The organism is Caldovatus sediminis, from assembly GCF_014644455.1.
In the GTDB taxonomy this organism is placed as follows: domain Bacteria; phylum Pseudomonadota; class Alphaproteobacteria; order Acetobacterales; family Acetobacteraceae; genus Caldovatus; species Caldovatus sediminis.
Window position 1 is genome coordinate 256,532 of record NZ_BMKS01000004.1, and the last position, 17,542, is coordinate 274,073.

Sequence of the window (17,542 nt, forward strand, 5' to 3'; positions counted from 1 at the left end):
GAGGGACGGGCGAGCGCCGCCTCCCCCGCGCGCCGGGCGGCGTCGCGCCCCGCCTACTCCTTGATCGTCACCGCCTGGCGGCCGCGCTGGCCGTCGCGGACCTCGAGCGAGACCTTCTGGCCCTGCTGGATGTCGTGCTTGCCAGCGCGGTGCAGCACCGAGGAGTGCAGGAACACGTCCTGCCCGCCGTCGTCCGGGGTGACGAAGCCGAAGCCCCGCACCTGGTCGAACCACTTCACCGTGCCGCTGAGGCTGTAGGTGGGACCGCCCTCGTCGCGCGCGAAGTCGCGCCGCGGCGGCGGCCGCTCGCCCCAGCCGCTGCCGAAGCGGCCGCCGCCGGGGCCGCTGCCGCCGCCGAAGCGGCCGCCGCCAGTGCCGAAGCCTCCGCCTCCGCCGGCACCGAAATCCCGCCGCGGGGGCCGGTCGCTCCAGCCGCCCGCGCCGGCGCCGAAGCCCCCGCCTCCGCCGGCACCGAAATCCCGCCGCGGGGGCCGGTCGCCGAATTCGCGCCGCGGCGGGCGGTCGCCCCAGCCGCCGCCCGGTCCGCCGAAGGAGCGCCGCGGACCGCCGAAGCCCGCGCCCCCGCCGGTGGCACCGGCACCGCCCTCGCCCGGCTTGTGCTCCAGGATGCGCGTGACGAGGCGCCGACCCTGTCGGTCGGTGCCGATCTCGACGACGAGCTTGTCGCCGGTCGCCGGCGGTTCAATTCCGGCCTCGGTCAGGGCTGAGGCGTGGAAGAACACGTCGTTGCCGTCCGGCCCCAGCACGAAGCCGAAGCCCTTCCGGGCATTGTACCACTTCACTTCGGCCTCGAACGGCGCGGCATCGCCGCCGTTGGTGGCGCCGTTCTGGTTTTCTTCGTTCTCGGGAGACACGTCTTAATGGATCCGCAATTGTTTTTGCGGCCCGACGGGGTGCGGGGCCGCTATCCCAAGCATGGCACCCCGGCCTGCGGAAAGCGAGGGGGAAAAAACGCTCGGCGGAAGCGCCGCGGATCGTAGGGCGCGACCGGGATCTCGGGCGGCCTGGCCCCGAGGAGCTGCGCCACGATCCGGCCCGTGCGCGCCCCCGCCACCAGCCCCACATGGCCGTGCCCGAAGGCGTGCACGACGTCCGTCGTGGCGCTCGCCGGGCCGAGGCAGGGAAGGCCGTCCGGCATGCTCGGGCGGTGGCCCATCCAGAAGCGCACCCGCTCCGGCGGCAGGTCGCGCGGCAGGGCCGGGAACAGGCGCAGCAGATGGTCGCGCAGGATCTCCGCCCGCTTCCAGTTCGGCGCCGCGTCGAGGCCGGCGATCTCCACCTGGCCGGCGACCCGCAAGCCGCGGTCGGTCCAGGCGACGGACATCCTGCCGTCCGAGGGCATCAGCGGCGTGCGCGGGCCGGCCTCCGCGTCGGCGATCACCGCGTGGTAGCCGCGTTCGGTCTCGAGCGGCACGCGGTCGCCGGCAGCCGCGGCGAGCGCCTTCGAGCGCGCGCCGGCGGCGATGACCGCGCCGTCGCAGGCGATCTCCTCGCCGCCCTCGGTGGTGACCGCGCGCAGGCGGCCGGCCTCGATCCGGAAGCCGCGTGCCCGCGCGCGGCGCAGGTCCGCCCCGCGCTCGCGCGCGTGCGAGACGAGCGCGGCGACGTAGGCCCCGGGATCGCGGCAGTGGCCGCCCTCCTCCGCCAGCAGGGCGAAGCGGTAGCGGCGGTCGAGCGCCGGCTCGCGCTGGCGCAGCTCGTCCTCGTCGAGCTCGATCCAGCGCACGCCGGTCCTGGCGCGGATGCGCCAGGCCATGGCATCGGCCTCGAACTCGGCGCGCGAGGGGAAGACGTAGAGCAGCCCACGGCGCTCGATCAGGTGGCCGACGCCGGCCTCCTCGGCGAGCGCCTTGTGCAGCGCCGGGGCATCCACGAGCAGCGGGCGCAGCGCGTGCGCGGCGCGCTCCACCCGCGCCTCGGTCCAGCCGGAGAGCAGGTAGCGGGCGAGCCAGGGCAGCGCGCGCGGCAGGTAGGTCCAGCGGATGGCGAGCGGGCCGAGGGGATCGGCGACGAAGCCCGGCACCTTGCGCCACAGCCCCGGCACGGCGGGCGGGATCACCGACATCGGCGAGAGCCAGCAGCCGTTGCCGTAGCTCGCGCTCTGCTCGCCGCCCGGCTCGCCGGGCTCGAGGATGGTGACGCGATGGCCGTCGCGCAGCAGCTCGATCGCGGAGGCGGCGCCGACGATGCCGGCGCCGATGACGACGACGTGGCGGGGCGGACCCATCTCAGGGCGCGCCGTCCGGGAAGTCGTCGTGCACGGCCTCGCCGGCGAGCGCGCGTTCGAGGAAGAAGAGCCGGTCCTGGCCCCAGAGCCAGAGATCGCCGAAGAAGATGGTCGGCGAGCCGAACACGCCGCGCGCCGCGGCGTCCTCGTTGTTGCGCGCCCATTCGGCGAGGATCGCGGGGCTCTCCTCCTCGGCGACCAGGTCGCGGCCGGGCAGGCCGGCCTCGTCGGCGATGCGCGCCCGCTCGGCGGGGTCGGCGATGTCGCGCTCCTCGGCCCAGAGGGCGCGCAGCAGCGCGTGCGACAGCAGCATCGCGTCGAATCCGTGCGCCTGCGCCGCCATCACCATGCGGCCGGCGGGGCGCTGGTCGCGCGGCGGGTAGTGGCGCGGGCGGAGGTTGAGCGGCAGGCCGAGATGCCGCCGCCAGCGGTCGAGCTCGAGCGCATGGTAGCGCTGCCGCGCCTCCGGGCGGCTGCGCAGCGGGATGCCGCCGTTGCCCGGCACCACGGCCGCGAAATCGTAGGGCCGCAGCACCAGGCGGACGCGATGGCGCCGCACGATCCGCGTGAGCTGCGGCCCGCCGAGATACATCCAGGGCGAGGACAGGGTGTAGAAGCACTCGACGACGCGCGGCGTCGCGGCGGGGGCGGGCATGGTCGGCGGATCTCCCTCGCGGCAACCATAGGCGAGCGCGCCGCCGGCGCAACCGCAGGGCGCGCCGGCGGCGCAGTCCGTGCGCCGCGCCGGCCTATTCGATCTCGGCCAGCATCCGCGCCAGCGCGGCCGGCGCCGTCACCATCGCGTCATGGCCCGTCGCGATCTCGCGCCAGTTCCAGCCCCGCCGCCGGCGCACCCAGCGGCGCGCCCCCTCGAGCGGGCCGTAGAGCGGATCGGTGCAGGCGACGTAGGTGCGCGGCCGGCCGTTGCCGACCGGATTCCGGAGCCGCAGCGGCGTCTCGTAGGTGCCGAGCGGGTGCGGCGTCAGGCGGCGGGCGACCCAGGCGGCCTCGGGGTGGTCCGCCGGGACGCCGAAGGCCGGAGGTGGCGGGGCCGGGATGGCGATGCCCCCGCCCTGTTCCTGCGCGAGGCGGCGGCGCGCGGCGACGAGGTCGGCGGGCAGCATGTCGAACGGCGTCTGCCCGTCCTCGAGGATCACGGCATCGAGGTAGACGAGATGGCGGACGCGCTCCGGCATGCGGTCGGCCGCGCCGGAGATGGCGGATCCGCCGAAGCTGTGGCCGACCAGGATGACGTCGCGCAGCTCCTCCGCCTCGAGGTGGTTGACGAGGTCGAGGACGAAGGTCTCGAGGGTGATGGCGCCCGACATCAGGTGCCGACGCTCCCCCAGCCCGGTCTGGGTCGGCGTCGACACCCGGTGGCCGGCAGCGCGCAGGGCGTCGGCGACCCTGGCCCAGCACCAGCCGCCATGCCAGGCGCCGTGGAGCAGGACGTAGGTCTTGCCGCCTCCCTCGGGAGGTGGCGGCGCATCGGCGGCAGCGGGGGGCTTCGGCAAGGACGGGCCTCCGGTGGTGGGGTGCCGCAGGGCGAGCGGCGGCGATTGGTACGGGACCGCCGCGATGCGAGCGTGCCAGAGCGCGGCGCCGGACGCGAGACGGGGCGCCGCGGTCCCGCGCGATGGACCTCAACCCTCGGGCGATTTAGAAGCGCGTGATCCGAGCCTGTCCGCCATGCGCCCTCTGGTCCCTCCCGCCGTCTGCCTCGCCACCTCCGTGCCGCCCGCGCTGAAGCGCGAGGTGGCGCCCGCAGGCGACCTCGGGGCGCTCTGGCAACGGCGCTGCGTGGCGAGCTGGGGCGGCACGGGCTGGCGGGCGATCTCGGTCAACCCGGAGGCGGAGGCCGCGGCCCTCGCGGCCGCGCATCCCGGGCTCGAGATCCGCGCCGTGGGCCGCTCGGCCGAGGCCGAGTACGGCCGCCCCTTCGTCTGGATCGACGACCTGTTCGCCGCGCTGGAGCGCGAGGCGGAGGGGGAGCTGGTCGGCCTGGTGAACTCCGACATCGAGCTCGCCATGTCGCCGGCGGAGCGGGCGGCCGTCGCCGCCCGCGCGCGCGACGGCGCGCTGGTGATCTACAACCGGACCGAGCTTCGCCACCCCGGCCAGCGGATCGGGCCGCTTTACCGCTACGGGTACGACCTGTTCGTCATGCCGCGCGCGGTGATGCGCCGGCTCGACATGCGCGGCTTCGCCCTCGGCGTGCCGTGGTGGGACTACTGGATGGCGCTGGACGCGCTGCTCAGGGGGGTACCGGTGGTGCTGGTGCAGAACCCCTCCGCGCGCCACCTCGCGCACGCGCAGGCCTGGAGCACGCGCAACTGGGAGCGCGCCATCGGCCTGGTGGTGCGCCGGATCGGCGCCGCACGCGCGCGGCTGGAGGCGGAGCGCGCGCGCCTGTTGCGCGAGGACGGGGCGGACATGCTGACGGCGACCGTGATGGACACGCTGGTCGGCGCGATCCGGTTCGACGCCCGCGCGGGCTACATGGGCGCGCAGATCAACCACGGCGTCGGGACGCTGCTCGGCCTCGCCATCGTGCGCCTGGTGGAGCGGCACGCGCACCGCCTCGTCGCGGCAGGGCAGGACGCGCCGGCGGAAGGGCTCGCCGCATGACCGGAGACGCCCTGCTCTGGCGGCCGCGCCAGGTGCACGACCTGATGTTCCGCATCGACGGCTTCGGCTGGTATCCGCCGGAGCTGCGCGACGGCATCGGCTTCCGCTGGTCCGGCCCGGGGCGGCTCGCCTCGCTCCGCATCCCGTTCCGCTGCGGGGGGGCGGGAAGGGGGGAGATCCACCTGGTCGAGCCGGTGCCGGGGGGGGTGGAGGTGTTCCTCAACGGTCATCCCATGACGATCGAGCCGCGGTCCGAGGGGGCGATGGAGGTGCTCGGCTTCGCCTGGCCGGCGGCCGCGATGGCAGGGCAGGACGTGGCGGAGCTCTGGATCGCGGTGCCGGAAACCCGGGCGGAGGGGATGCCGAGCCCGGACGCGCCCGGGGGGCGCCGGCTCGGCGTCGCCGTCTCCTGCGTGGTGCTGGAGCCGGGCGCGGCGGAGGGCCGCGTGCCGGAGGGCGCGACCGACGCCGAGGACGCGCTGCCGCTGCTGATCGGCCGGCGGTGGATGGCGCGGCACCTCGCCGTGGAGGCCTCAGGCTTCGCCTTCACCCCGGCGGAGGACGGCGAGGCGCTGGAGGTGACCGCCACCGCGCTGCGTCTCGCGGCGCTGTCGCTGCCGCGGCTGGCGTGGCGGCTCCGCCTCGGCGGCGACGGCGAGGCCGGCCTGGTCGCGGACTGGCGCGCGGCGGACAATCCGGGCCTTGCGCTTCCGGTCGCGGGCGTGGTGGTGGCGGCACCGGGCGACGACGGCCTGGCGCTCGATGGTCTGGACGGGCTGGCGAGCGCGTTCGACCGGGTGGCGCTGGCCGCCCTGCTCCGCGACCTGATCGGGCCGTTCCGGCGCTGGCTCGGCGCGCCGCGCGGCGTCGGGGCAGTCGGAGATGTGCCGGGCGGAGATGTGCCGCGGCTCGCCGCCTGGCAGGTGGCGCTGCATCGGGCGCGCGCGGCCGCGACCCGCAGCCTCGCCGCGCTGGCGGCGGAGTCCGACCTGCCGGCGGTGATGTCGCGGGTGCCGGCCGGCTCGATCTTCGGGGCGGCCGGCGCGGCGGCGCGGGCCGTCGGGTAGGCGCGCGCCTACGCCATCAGCCCGAGCGCACGCAGCCGCGCCAGCACCTCCTCCGCGCAGTCCTGCGGCGTGCGGCCGAGGGTGCGCAGGTGCAGCTCCGGCGCCTCCGGCGGCTCGTAGGGGCTGTCGAGGCCGGTGAAGTTGCGGATCGCGCCGGCCCTGGCCTTGGCGTAGAGGCCCTTCGGGTCGCGCCGCATGCACTCCTCGAGCGGCGTGTCCACGAAGATCTCGACGAACTCGCCCTCCTCCAGCAGGTCGCGCACCATCCGGCGCTCGGCGCGGAAGGGCGAGATGAAGCTGCAGAGCACGATGAGGCCGGCGTCCACGAACAGCTTCGCCACCTCGCCGACGCGGCGGATGTTCTCCACCCGGTCGGCGGCGGTGAAGCCGAGGTCCTTGTTCAGCCCGTGGCGGAGGTTGTCGCCGTCCAGCGTGTAGGTGTGGCGGCCGGCCTGGTGCAGCGCCAGCTCGACCAGGTTGGCGACGGTGGACTTGCCCGAGCCGGAGAGCCCGGTGAACCACAGCACCGCCGGCTTCTGGTGGTCGAGCGCGGCGCGCGCCAGCTTGTCCACCACGAAGTCCGCGTGGTGGATGTTGGAGGCGCGGCGCAGCGGGAAGGCGATCATGCCGGCGCCGGCGGTGCGGTTGGTGTAGCGGTCCACCAGGATGAAGGCGCCGGTCGCGCGGTTCTCCGCGTAGGCGTCGCAGGGCACGCGCTGCGCGGCGGCGAGGTTGCAGAAGCCGATCTCGTTCAGCGAGAGCGTCCGCGCCGCGTGCTCCTCCCGCGTGTTGACGTCGAGCCGGTGCTTGACCGCGGTGACCGAGGCCTGGGTCCAGAGGGTGCCGATGCGCATCAGGTAGGTGCGCCCGGGGAGCAGCGGCTCCTCGTCCATCCAGAGGAGGTGGGCGGCGAACTGGTCGGCCATCTCCGGCCGCGCCGCGGCGGGGACGAGGAGGTCGCCGCGCGCGATGTCGATCTCGTCGGCGAGGGTGAGCGTCACCGCCTGGCCGGCCTCCGCGCTCGGCAGGTCGCCGTCGGCGGTGACGATGCGCGCGATGCGCGACGACCGGCCGGAGGCGGCGACCACCACCTGGTCGCCCACCGCGACGCGGCCCGAGGCGACGGTGCCGGAAAAGCCGCGGAACTCCTGGCTCGGCCGGTTCACCCACTGGACCGGGAAGCGGAAGGGCTTGTCGGCGAGGTCCTGCTCGACCTCCACCGTCTCCAGGTGCTCGAGCAGGGTCGGCCCGTGGTACCAGGGCGTGTTGCCGGAGCGCCGGGTCACGTTGTCGCCGTGGCGCGCGCTGAGCGGGATCGGCACGATCGAGCGGAAGCCGAGCGTCGAGGCGAAGGTGACGTAGTCGCCGACGATGCGGTCGAAGTGGTCCTGGTCGAACCCCGCGAGGTCCATCTTGTTGACCGCGAGCACGATGTCGCGGATGCCGAGCAGGGCGCAGATGATGGAGTGCCGCCGCGTCTGCGTGAGCACGCCCTTGCGCGCGTCCACGAGCAGGACGGCGAGCGAGGAATGCGACGCGCCGGTCGCCATGTTGCGCGTGTACTGCTCGTGCCCCGGCGTGTCGGCGACGATGAAGCCGCGCCGCGGCGTCGAGAAGTAGCGCCAGGCGACGTCGATGGTGATGCCCTGCTGGCGCTCGGCCTCCAGCCCGTCCACCAGCAGGGCGAGGTCGATCTCCTCCCCGGTCGTGCCGTGCCTGCGCGAATCCCTGGCCAGCGCCGCGAGCTGGTCGTCGAGGATCAGCCGGGTGTCGTGGAGCAGGCGGCCGATCAGCGTGGACTTGCCGTCGTCCACCGAGCCGCAGGTGAGGAAGCGCAGCAGCTCGCGCTGGCCGGCGGAGGCGGGGCGGTGATGCGTCATCAGAAGTAGCCCTCGCGCTTCTTGCGCTCCATCGAGGCTTCCTCGTCGGTGTCGATCAGCCGGCCCTGGCGCTCGGAGGTGCGCGCGGCGCGCATCTCGGCGATGATCTTCTCCAGCGTGTCGGCCTCGGACTCGATGGCGCCGGTCAGCGGGTAGCAGCCGAGGGTGCGGAAGCGCACCATCCGCATCTCCGGCGTCTCGCCGGGCCCGAGCGGCAGGCGCTCGTCGTCCACCATGATCCAGGTGCCGCTGCGCCGCACCACCGGGCGCGGCCTGGCGAAGTAGAGCGGCACGACGGGGATGTCCTCGGCGAGGATGTAGTCCCACACGTCGAACTCGGTCCAGTTCGAGAGCGGGAAGACGCGGATCGACTCGCCCTCGCGGATGCGGGTGTTGAAGAGGGTCCACAGCTCCGGCCGCTGGTTGCGCGGGTCCCAGCCGTGGGCGGCGTCGCGGAAGGAGAAGATGCGCTCCTTGGCGCGGCTCTTCTCCTCGTCGCGCCGGGCGCCGCCGAAGGCGGCGTCGAAGCCGTGCCGCGTCAGCGCCTGCTTCAGCGCCTCGGTCTTCATCACCTGGGTGTGCAGCGCGGAGCCGGAGGCGACGGGGCTGATGCCGCGCGCGAGCCCCTCCTCGTTGACGTGGACGATCAGCTCCAGGCCGAGGCGCCGCGCGGTGGCGTCGCGGAACGCGATCATCTCGCGGAACTTCCAGGTCGTGTCCACGTGCAGCAGCGGGAAGGGCGGCTTGCCGGGATGGAAGGCCTTGAGCGCGAGGTGCAGCATCACGCTCGAGTCCTTGCCGATGGAGTAGAGCATCACCGGCCGGCGGAAGCTGGCCGCGACCTCGCGGATGATGTGGATGGACTCGGCCTCGAGCCGCGCGAGATGGGGCGTGAGGCGGCGCGGCGCGCCGGCGGCGCGCGCGGGAGCGGTCTCGGTGGTGTCTGCGTTGACGGTCATCCGGTCCCCCCGGGCCGGCGACCGTGTCGCCGGGCGATCCTCGACGCTGAATAGTGCAGGGCATTGTTCAACTAGCGCAGGGCGCGTATCTCACGCCCGCGGCACGACCGCAAGTCTCGCCAAGGAAACAAGGAAAGGGTCCAGGCCGGATGAGAGGAGCGAACGCGCCGGACCGTTCCCGGCTCCTGGAAGGCTTCGCGCGGATCGCGCGCCGCGCAGGCGATCGGATCATGGCGATCTATTCCGGCGCCGCGCCGGTCGGGGCCGCCGCCAAGGCCGACGGCACCCCGCTGACCGAGGCGGACCTCGCGGCCGAGGAGGCGATCACCGCCGGGCTGGCGGCGCTCTGCCCGGACATCCCGGTGCTCTCGGAGGAGGGCGCCGGCGCTGGCGCGCCGCCGCCGGGCCGTCGCTTCATCCTGGTGGATCCCTTGGACGGCACGCGCGAATTCCTCGGCCGGACCGACGAGTTCACGGTCAACATCGCGCTCATCGAGGACGCCCGGCCCGTGCTGGGCGTGGTGCTCGCGCCGGCGCTGCAGGGGCGGCTTTGGCTCGGCGACGTCGTCGCCGGGCAGGCGGAGCGGCGCGAGGCCGGCGCCGCGCGGGGCACGCCGATCCGCGTCCGCCCGGTTCCGGCCGAGGGCCTCGTCGCGGTCGCCAGCCGTTCCCACCGCGACGCCGAAACCGACGCCTTCCTCGCGCGGCTGCCGATCGCCAGCTGCCGCTCGATCGGCTCGTCGCTGAAGTTCTGCCTCGTCGCCGAAGGCGAGGCCGACGTCTATCCGCGCTTCGGCCCGACCATGGAGTGGGACACCGCCGCCGGCCACGCCGTGCTCGTCGCCGCCGGGGGGCGGGTCGCGACGCCGGACGGGGCGGCATTCCTCTACGGCAAGCACGCCGCGGGGTTCCGCAACGGCCCCTTCGTCGCGTGGGGTGGGGGCGGAGGTGCCGCCGCCGCGGCGGCCGGTCAGGGCGCGCCGACGATGTAGGCGGGCGCCGCCTCCGTCTCGAACCGCACCTCCTTCACGCCCGGCACGCCCTCGGCGAGCACGCGCAGGCCCTGCTTGACCGTCTCCGAGCGGCAGAAGCCGTAGAAGGTGACGATGCCGTCCTTGACCTCGGGGAAGATGAAGTAGGTGTCCACCCATGGCTGCTCGCGCATCGCCTGCACGAGCTGGACGCGGATGCGCGAGTCCGGCGCCTCGGCGGAGATCGACTGGGGCGGGGCGACGAGGGCGCGCAGCAGGTCGGCGCGCGAGACCACGCCCACGAGCTTGCCGTCGCGCACCACCGGAACGCGGCGGATGTTCTTCTCCTCGATGAGATGGGCGATGTGCTCGACCGGCGTGTCCTCGGTGACGGTGACGAGGTCGGTCGTCATCACGTCGCGCGCCTTTCGGCCACGGGTGCGGGCGTAGCGCGCGGCCTGCGCCTCGGCGGACTGGAACAGGCCGACGAACCAGCTCTTCGGCCGGTCCTCCACCGCGGCGAGCCGGCGTATGAGGTCGCCCTCCGTGACCATGCCGAGCAGCCTGCCCGAGGAGTCCACCACCGGCGCGCCGGAGATGCCGCGGTCCGAGAGCACGCGCGCCACGGCCTCGACGGGCGCGTCCGGCGGGATGGTGACGAGCGAGGTGGTCATCAGGTCGCGGGCGCGCATGGGCGGCGTCCTCCGGCTGGGTGGCGTAGCGTCGTCTTGGCGGGCGTGATAGCGGGCCGCCTTGACCCGGCGCAACCGCGACCGCCGCGGGGAGGGCCGCGCCGGACCGTCCGCGTCCGGACGGCCTCAGCGCGGTGGCCGCGTCACCGCCGCCCAGGTGGTGGTAACGTGGGCGCAGGGCTCCGCCGCGTCCTCGGCGCGCAGCCAGGCCTCGGCGAAGGGCAGGCGGCCGCGGCGCAGCACGCGCGCCTCGGCGAGCAGCGCCGCCGCGCCGGGGCGGCGGAGGAAGTTGATCGCGAGGTTCGCGGTCAGGCTCTCGTCCCGCCCGCCGGTGAGGGAAAGCAGGGCGCACCACACGGCCATGTCCGCGAGCCCCATCATCGCCGGGCCGGAGACGGTGCCGCCCGGGCGCAGCAGCACGGGGGAGGGGGGCAGGCGCAGCAGGGCGCGTCCCTCCGCCGCCTCCAGCACCTCGACGCCCCAGGCCTCGGCCAACGGGACGCCGGCGTGGAGGATGCGCCGGATCTCGGCGGCGTCGGGACCGCTCATCGCCCGCCGACCACGCGGCCGACGCAGGGATTGCCGCCGATCCAGTAGCAGAGTTCGGCCGGACGGCCGATCCGGTAGAGCGCCAGGTCGCAGCGCAGCCCGGGCGCGAGCCGGCCGCGGTCGTCGAGGCCGAGCGCCGCCGCGGCATGGCGCGTGACGCCGAGCAGGGCCTCGGCGACGGTGAGGCGGAACAGGGTGCAGGCGAGGTTGAGCATCAGCAGCAGCGACAATGCCGGGGAGGAGCCGGGATTCATGTCGGTCGCGACCGCGAGGCGCAAGCCGGCGGCGCGCATCGCCGCGATGTCGGGGCGGCGCCGTTCGCCGAGGAAGTGGAAGGCGCCGGGCAGCAGCACGCCGACCGTGCCGGCGCGGGCCATCGCGGCGAGGCCCTCGGGGCTCGCGTATTCGAGGTGATCGGCGGAGAGGGCCCCGTGGCGCGCGGCGAGCGCCGCGCCGCCGTCGTCGCGGAGCTGGTCGGCGTGCAGCTTCACCGGCAGCCCGTGCGCGCGGGCGGCGTCGAGCACCTGCGCCGTCTCCTCCGCGGTGAAGGCGATCGCGGAGTCGAGGAAGGCGTCCACGGCGTCGGCGAGGCCGGAGGCGGCGGCGGCGGGGACGATCTCGCGCGCGACGTGCGCGGCGTAGTCGGCGCGGCGGCCGGCGTATTCGGGCGGCGTCGCGTGGGCGGCGAGCAGCGTGGTGGCGACCGAGACCGGCTCCTCCGCCGCGAGCCGGCGGGCGACGCGGAGCTGGCGCAGCTCGGTGGCGAGGTCGAGGCCGTAGCCGGACTTGATCTCGACGGTGGTGACGCCCTCGGCCATCAGGGCGCGCAGGCGGGGTTCCGCGGCGCGCAGCAGCCGGTCCTCCTCCGCCTCGCGCGTCGCGCGCACCGTGGCGAGGATGCCGCCGCCGGCTTTGGCGATCTCCTCGTAGCTCGCGCCCGCGAGGCGCCGCTCGAACTCCGCCGCGCGGTCGCCGGCGAAGACGAGGTGGGTGTGGCAGTCTATCAGGCCGGGCAGGATCCAGGCGCCGCGGCAATCCGTCGTCTGCGCGGCCGGGCCGGGCAGGTCGGCGCGGCGGCCGAGCCAGGCGATGCGGCCGTCCCTGGCGGCGAGGGCGCCGTCCTCGATCGCGCCGAGCGGGTCGCCGGGCGGCCCGTCCATCGTGGCGAGGCGGGCGTTCAGCCAGACGCGGTCGAAGCGCGCGCCGGGCACGGTCAGGGCCACTCCGCGAGGGCGGCGAATTCGCCGCGCTCGACCAGCGCCTTCACCGCGGCGATGTCGGGGGCGAGCACGCGGTCCTCGACCCAGGGCAGGGCGGCGCCGCGGACCAGCGCGTGCGCCGACTCGAGGGGGGCGGAGGAGCGCAGCGGGCGATGGAACTCGATCGCCTGCGCCGCGGCGAGCAGCTCGATGGCGAGGATGCCGGCGAGGTTGTCGGCCATCTCGGCGAGGCGCAGCGCGGCGCCGGTCGCCATGCTGACGTGGTCCTCCTGGTTGGCGCTGGTGGGCAGGCTGTCGGTGCTGCGCGGCACGGCGAGGGCGCGGTTCTCGGCGACCAGCGCGGCCGCGGTGATCTGCGCGAGCATGAAGCCGGAATTGAGTCCGCCCTCCCGCACCAGGAAGGCGGGCAGGCCGGAGAGCGCGGGGTCCATGAGCAGGGCGGTGCGCCGTTCGCTGATCGCGCCGAGCTCGGCGAGGGCGAGGGCGATCGCGTCGGCGGCGAAGGCCACGGGCTCGGCGTGGAAATTGCCGCCCGCGAGGATCGCGCCGCCCTCGACGACCAGCGGGTTGTCGGTGACGGCGTTCGCCTCGCGCTCCAGCACCTGCGCGGCGTGGGCGAGGAGGTCGGCGCAGGCGCCGGCGACCTGGGGCTGGCAGCGCAGCGAATAGGGGTCCTGCACGCGCGCATCGCCGGCCCGGTGGCTCTCGCGGATGGCGCTGCCGGCGAGCAGCGCGCGCAGCGCGGCGGCGGCGCGGACCTGGCCCGGATGGCCGCGCAGCGCGTGGATGCGCGGATCGAAGGGGGTGTCGCTGCCCCTCGCGCCCTCGAGGCTCATCGCGCCGGCGACGAGGGCGGTGCGCAGCAGGGTCTCCGCCGCGAACAGCGCGGCGAGCGCGAGCGCGGTCGAGACCTGCGTGCCGTTGAGCAGCGCGAGCCCCTCCTTCGGGCCGAGCGTGAGCGGGGCGACGCCCGCGCGCGCCATCGCCTCGGCGCCGCCGAGCACGGAATCGTCGGCGAAGGCCTCGCCCTCGCCGACGAGCACGAGGGCGAGATGCGCGAGCGGGGCGAGGTCGCCGGAGGCGCCGACCGAACCCTTGGAGGGGATCGCCGGCAGCACGTCGTTGTTCAGCAGGGCGAGCAGCGCCTCCACGACCTCCGGCCGCACGCCGGAGGCGCCGCGGGCGAGCGAGAGCGCCTTCAGCGCGAGGACGAGGCGCACCACGGGCGGCGGCAGCAGCGCCCCGGTGCCGGCGGCGTGGCTGCGCAGCAGGTTGAGCTGGAGCTGCGCCAGGTGATCCGGCGGGATGCGCGTGGAGGCGAGCTTCCCGAAGCCGGTGTTGATCCCGTAGAGCGTCTCGCCGGTGGTCAGGTGCGCGGCGACGGCGGCGGCGCCGGCCTCGGTCGCCGCGCGCCAGCCGGGGGCGAGGTCGAGCCGCGCCCCCTCCATCACCGTGCGCAACTGCGCGAGGGTGGCGGCGCCGGGGGCGATCATGCGCCGAGCATCGGCAGGTCGAGCCCGTGCGCGCGGGCGCAGGCGATGGCGGCCTCGTAGCCGGCGTCGGCGTGGCGCATCACGCCGCTGGCCGGGTCGTTCCACAGCACGCGCCGGAGGCGCCGCGCCGCCGCCTCGGTGCCGTCGCAGACGATCACCATGCCGGCGTGCTGCGAATAGCCGAGGCCGACGCCGCCGCCGTGGTGGATGCTCACCCAGGTGGCGCCGGAGGCGGTGTTGAGCAGCGCGTTGAGGAACGGCCAGTCGGAGACCGCGTCGGAGCCGTCCAGCATCCCCTCCGTCTCGCGGTTCGGCGAGGCGACGGAGCCGGAATCGAGGTGGTCGCGGCCGATCACGATGGGCGCCTTCAGCGCGCCGCGCGCGACCATCTCGTTGAAGGCGAGGCCGAGCCGGTCGCGCTGGCCGAGGCCGACCCAGCAGATGCGCGCGGGCAGGCCCTGGAAGGCGATGCGCGCGCGGGCCATGTCGAGCCAGCGGTGCAGGTGCGGATCGTCGGGGATCAGCTCGCGCACCGCCTCGTCGGTGCGGCGGATGTCCTCGGGATCGCCGGAGAGGGCGACCCAGCGGAAGGGGCCGACGCCGCGGCAGAACAGCGGGCGGATGTAGGCGGGGACGAAGCCCGGGAAGGCGAAGGCGTCGGCGAGCCCCTCGTCCTTCGCCATCTGGCGGATGTTGTTGCCGTAGTCGAACACCGCCGCGCCCATGCGCTGGAAGTCGAGCATCGCCCGCACGTGCCGCACCATGGATTTCCGCGCCGCGGCGGCGACGGCGGCGGGATCGCGCGCGCGCATCTCCTCCCACTGCGCCAGCGTCCAGCCGGCGGGGAGGTAGCCGTTCGCCGGATCGTGGGCGCTGGTCTGGTCGGTGACGATGTCGGGCCTGACGCCGCGGCGCACCAGCTCCGGCAGGACCTCGGCCGCGTTGCCGAGCAGGCCGACGCCGATCGCGCGCCTCTCCGCGCAGGCCCGGCGGATCATCGCCAGCGCCGTGTCGAGGGCGTCGGCGCGGTGGTCGAGGTATCCCGTCTCCAGCCGCCGCTCGATGCGGCTCGGCTGGCACTCCACGGCGAGGACGGAGGCGCCGGCGAACACGCCGGCGAGCGGCTGCGCCCCGCCCATGCCGCCGAGCCCCGCGGTCAGGATCCAGCGGCCGGAGAGGTCGCCGCCGTAGTGCCGGCGCCCGGCCTCGGCGAAGGTCTCGTAGGTGCCCTGGATGATCCCCTGGCTGCCGATGTAGATCCACGAGCCGGCCGTCATCTGCCCGTACATCATCAGGCCCTTGCGGTCGAGCTCGTGGAAGTGCTCCCAGGTGGCCCAGCGCGGCACCAGGTTGGAGTTGGCGATCAGCACCCGCGGCGCGTCCGGGTGCGTCCCGAACACGCCGACCGGCTTGCCGGACTGGACGAGCAGCGTCTGGTCCTCGCGCAGCCGGCGCAGGACCGAGACGATCGTCTCGTAGCTCCGCCAGTCGCGCGCGGCGCGGCCGATGCCGCCATAGACGACCAGCTCGCCGGGGCGTTCCGCCACCTCGTCGTCCAGGTTGTTCATCAGCATGCGCAGCGCGGCCTCGGTCTGCCAGGAGCGGCAGGTGATCTCCGGGCCGCGCGGGGCGCGGATGGCGGGGGCGTTGCGGAAGCGCGCGGGATCGGCCATGCGTGGCAGCCTAGCCACGGCCGGCGGGAGGGCAAAGCACAGTCGCATGACGACGGCGTTCTTCGCCCGGGCCGCCCTGCTGCCCGCCGGCTGGGCGGCCGACGTGCGGATCGAGGCCGACGCGGCGGGCTGGATCACGGCGGTCCTCCCCGGCGCCCCGCCCGGCGGGGCGCGGCGGCTGCGCGGGGCCGTGATCCCGGGCGTGCCGAACCTGCACTCGCACGCCTTCCAGCGCGCCATGGCGGGCGGCGCGGAGCGGCGCTCGCCCGAGGGGCGCGACAGCTTCTGGACCTGGCGCGAGACGATGTACCGCTTCGTCGCGCGCCTGACGCCGGAGGACGCGGAGGCGGTGGCGGCGCAGCTCTATGCCGAGCTGCTGGAGGGGGGCTTCACCGCCGTCTGCGAGTTCCACTACCTGCACCACCGGCCGGACGGCACGCCCTACGACGATCCGGCGGAGATGGCGAAGCGGCACCTCGCCGCGGCGCGCGCCGCCGGGATCGGCATCACGCTGCTGCCGAGCCTCTACCGCCACGGCGGGATCTTCGGCCGCGAGCCGGCGCCGGGGCAGCGGCGCTTCCTCAACGACCTCGACGGCTTCGCGCGCATCGTCGAGGGGGTGCGCGCGGCGGTGGCCGGCGATCCGCAGGCCGCCGCGGGCCTCGCGCCGCATTCGCTGCGCGCGGTGACGCCGGAGATGCTCGGCGCCGTCGCCGGCGCCGAGGGGCCGATCCACATCCACGCGGCCGAACAGGCGCGCGAGGTGGAGGAGTGCCTCGCCGCGACCGGCGCGCGGCCGGTGCGCTGGCTGCTCGACCACGCGCCGGTGGACGCGCGCTGGTGCGTGGTCCACGCCACGCACATGGACGCGGCGGAGACGCGCGATCTCGCCGCCACCGGCGCCGTGGCGGGGCTCTGCCCGACGACCGAGGCCAATCTCGGCGACGGGATCTTCCCGCTGCCGGCCTGGCGCGCCGCCGGCGGGCGGTTCGGCGTCGGCACCGACAGCCATGTCGGCGTCGCGCCGCGCGACGAGCTGCGGCAGCTGGAGACGAGCCAGCGCCTCGCCCTGCAGGCGCGCGCCGTCGCCGCCGACGCGGCGCGGCCGCATCCCGGCCGCGCGCTGCTGGAGGCGGCGCTGGCGGGCGGGGCGCAGGCGAGCGGGCGCGGGCTCGGCGCCATCGCGCCGGGGCTGCGCTGCGACCTGGTGGAGCTCGATCCCGAGCACCCGGCGCTGGTCGGGCGGGAGGGCGATGCGCTGCTCGACGCCTGGGTGTTCGCCGGCCAGGGGAATCCCGTGCGCACCGTGGTCTGCGGCGGACGCGCGGTGGTGGAGGCGGGGCGGCACGTCGCGCGGCTCGAGATCGGCGAGGCGTTCGCCCGGGCGATGCGGAGGCTGTGGGCATGAGCAACACGCTGCAGGGACAGGTCGCGTTCATCACCGGCGGCAGCCGCGGCATCGGCGGCGCGATCGCGCGCGCCTTCGCCCGCGCCGGCGCCGACGTCGGCTTCTGCCACCTCGACGACGCGGAGGGCGCGGCGGAGACGGCGCGCGCCATCGCCGCCGCCGGCCGCCGCGGCTTCGCGCGCGCCTGCGACGTGGCCGACGCCGCCGCGCTGCGCGCCACGATCGCCGAGGCGGAGGCGACGCTCGGCCCGACCGACATCCTCGTCTGCAACGCCGGGATCAACATCCGCGGCGCCTTCGAGACGCTGGACGATTCCGTGTTCGACCGCCTGCTCGCCGTGCACCTCAAGGGCACGATCGCCGCCTGCCGGGCGGTCTATCCGGGCATGGCGGCGCGCGGGCGGGGGCGGATCATCACCCTCTCCTCGCAGCTCGCGCTGAAGGGCGGGGCCGGGGTCGCGCCCTATGTCACGGCGAAGGCGGCGGTCCTCGGCTTCACCCGCGCGCTGGCGCTGGAGGCGGCGCCGAAGGGCATCCGCGTGAACGCCATCGCGCCCGGCCCCGTGGACACCGACCTCACGCGCGCGCGCGGCGCGGAATGGCGGCGCGCGATCGAGGCGGCGCTGCCCGCCGGCCGGCTCGGCCGCCCGGAGGAGATCGCGGAGACCGCATTGCTGCTCGCCGGGCCGGGCGGCGCGTTCTACGTCGGCGCCTGCCTCTCGCCGAACGGCGGCGACATCCTCCACTGACCATC

Annotated in this window: 16 protein-coding genes; 5 read left to right on the forward strand and 11 right to left on the reverse strand. The window is 75.4% G+C overall.

Features of this window, described 5'->3' with window-relative positions; translation table 11 throughout:
- Positions 1-53: 53 nt before the first annotated feature.
- The 4 genes from IEX99_RS22660 to IEX99_RS08510 all read right to left on the reverse strand — a co-directional run bounded on the left by IEX99_RS22660 (position 54) and on the right by IEX99_RS08510 (position 3,762).
- Positions 54-875 (reverse strand): cold-shock protein, encoded by an 822-nt coding sequence (locus IEX99_RS22660; protein WP_188899589.1) that lies wholly within the window; start codon positions 873-875, stop codon positions 54-56.
- A 50-nt stretch (positions 876-925) separates the two neighbouring features.
- A complete protein-coding gene (locus IEX99_RS08500; RefSeq protein ID WP_188899590.1) occupies positions 926-2,248 on the reverse strand; it encodes an NAD(P)/FAD-dependent oxidoreductase in 1,323 nt (440 codons plus the stop codon).
- Between the two features lies 1 nt (position 2,249).
- Positions 2,250-2,903 carry a 2-hydroxychromene-2-carboxylate isomerase gene (locus IEX99_RS08505; protein WP_188899591.1) on the reverse strand — a complete coding sequence of 218 codons (654 nt, stop codon included), beginning with the start codon at positions 2,901-2,903 and terminating at the stop codon, positions 2,250-2,252.
- 94 nt (positions 2,904-2,997) lie between these two features.
- Entirely contained in the window at positions 2,998-3,762 is a 765-nt protein-coding gene (locus tag IEX99_RS08510) for an alpha/beta fold hydrolase (RefSeq protein ID WP_188899592.1), read from the reverse strand.
- 175 nt (positions 3,763-3,937) lie between these two features.
- Here IEX99_RS08510 and IEX99_RS08515 point away from each other — a divergent pair, with 175 nt between their 5' ends.
- Both IEX99_RS08515 and IEX99_RS08520 read left to right on the forward strand, forming a co-directional pair.
- Positions 3,938-4,876, forward strand: a complete 939-nt coding sequence (locus IEX99_RS08515; protein ID WP_188899593.1) for a hypothetical protein — start codon at positions 3,938-3,940, stop codon at positions 4,874-4,876.
- Positions 4,873-5,943: a hypothetical protein gene (locus tag IEX99_RS08520; RefSeq protein WP_188899594.1), complete on the forward strand. Its 1,071-nt coding sequence runs from the start codon at positions 4,873-4,875 to the stop codon at positions 5,941-5,943. Before IEX99_RS08515 ends, IEX99_RS08520 begins: the two co-directional genes overlap by 4 nt.
- Positions 5,944-5,951: 8 nt before the next feature.
- Here IEX99_RS08520 and cysN read toward each other — a convergent pair whose 3' ends face one another.
- On the reverse strand, positions 5,952-7,823 hold the full coding sequence (gene cysN, locus IEX99_RS08525; RefSeq protein ID WP_188899595.1) for a sulfate adenylyltransferase subunit CysN: 1,872 nt from the start codon (positions 7,821-7,823) through the stop codon (positions 5,952-5,954).
- On the reverse strand, positions 7,823-8,782 hold the full coding sequence (gene cysD, locus IEX99_RS08530) for a sulfate adenylyltransferase subunit CysD (protein ID WP_188899596.1): 960 nt from the start codon (positions 8,780-8,782) through the stop codon (positions 7,823-7,825). The genes cysN and cysD overlap by 1 nt, the downstream gene beginning before the upstream one ends.
- A gap of 149 nt (positions 8,783-8,931) precedes the next feature.
- Between cysD and cysQ the strand changes: the two genes are divergently transcribed.
- The gene (gene cysQ / locus IEX99_RS08535) at positions 8,932-9,774 is read left to right on the forward strand and encodes a 3'(2'),5'-bisphosphate nucleotidase CysQ (RefSeq protein WP_188899597.1); all 843 of its coding nucleotides are present in this window, start codon (positions 8,932-8,934) and stop codon (positions 9,772-9,774) included.
- Here cysQ and IEX99_RS08540 read toward each other — a convergent pair.
- The 5 genes from IEX99_RS08540 to hutU all read right to left on the reverse strand — a co-directional run bounded on the left by IEX99_RS08540 (position 9,753) and on the right by hutU (position 15,380).
- Positions 9,753-10,445, reverse strand: coding sequence for a CBS domain-containing protein (locus IEX99_RS08540; RefSeq protein ID WP_229677884.1), 693 nt, complete (start codon positions 10,443-10,445; stop codon positions 9,753-9,755). The two genes, cysQ and IEX99_RS08540, sit on opposite strands and share 22 nt — an antisense overlap.
- Positions 10,446-10,571: 126 nt before the next feature.
- The gene (locus IEX99_RS08545; protein WP_188899598.1) at positions 10,572-10,994 is read right to left on the reverse strand and encodes a PaaI family thioesterase; all 423 of its coding nucleotides are present in this window, start codon (positions 10,992-10,994) and stop codon (positions 10,572-10,574) included.
- Positions 10,991-12,205: an imidazolonepropionase gene (gene hutI, locus IEX99_RS08550; RefSeq protein ID WP_188899599.1), complete on the reverse strand. Its 1,215-nt coding sequence runs from the start codon at positions 12,203-12,205 to the stop codon at positions 10,991-10,993. The genes IEX99_RS08545 and hutI overlap by 4 nt, the downstream gene beginning before the upstream one ends.
- 2 nt (positions 12,206-12,207) lie before the next feature.
- On the reverse strand, positions 12,208-13,707 hold the full coding sequence (gene hutH, locus IEX99_RS08555) for a histidine ammonia-lyase (protein WP_188899600.1): 1,500 nt from the start codon (positions 13,705-13,707) through the stop codon (positions 12,208-12,210).
- Positions 13,704-15,380, reverse strand: a complete 1,677-nt coding sequence (hutU, locus tag IEX99_RS08560; RefSeq protein WP_188899601.1) for a urocanate hydratase — start codon at positions 15,378-15,380, stop codon at positions 13,704-13,706. Before hutU ends, hutH begins: the two co-directional genes overlap by 4 nt.
- A 46-nt stretch (positions 15,381-15,426) precedes the next feature.
- Here hutU and IEX99_RS08565 point away from each other — a divergent pair, with 46 nt between their 5' ends.
- Complete coding sequence (locus IEX99_RS08565; protein ID WP_188899602.1) at positions 15,427-16,788, forward strand: formimidoylglutamate deiminase; 1,362 nt, start codon at positions 15,427-15,429, stop codon at positions 16,786-16,788.
- Complete coding sequence (locus IEX99_RS08570; protein ID WP_188899603.1) at positions 16,785-17,537, forward strand: SDR family NAD(P)-dependent oxidoreductase; 753 nt, start codon at positions 16,785-16,787, stop codon at positions 17,535-17,537. Before IEX99_RS08565 ends, IEX99_RS08570 begins: the two co-directional genes overlap by 4 nt.
- The last annotated feature ends 5 nt before the right edge of the window (positions 17,538-17,542 follow it).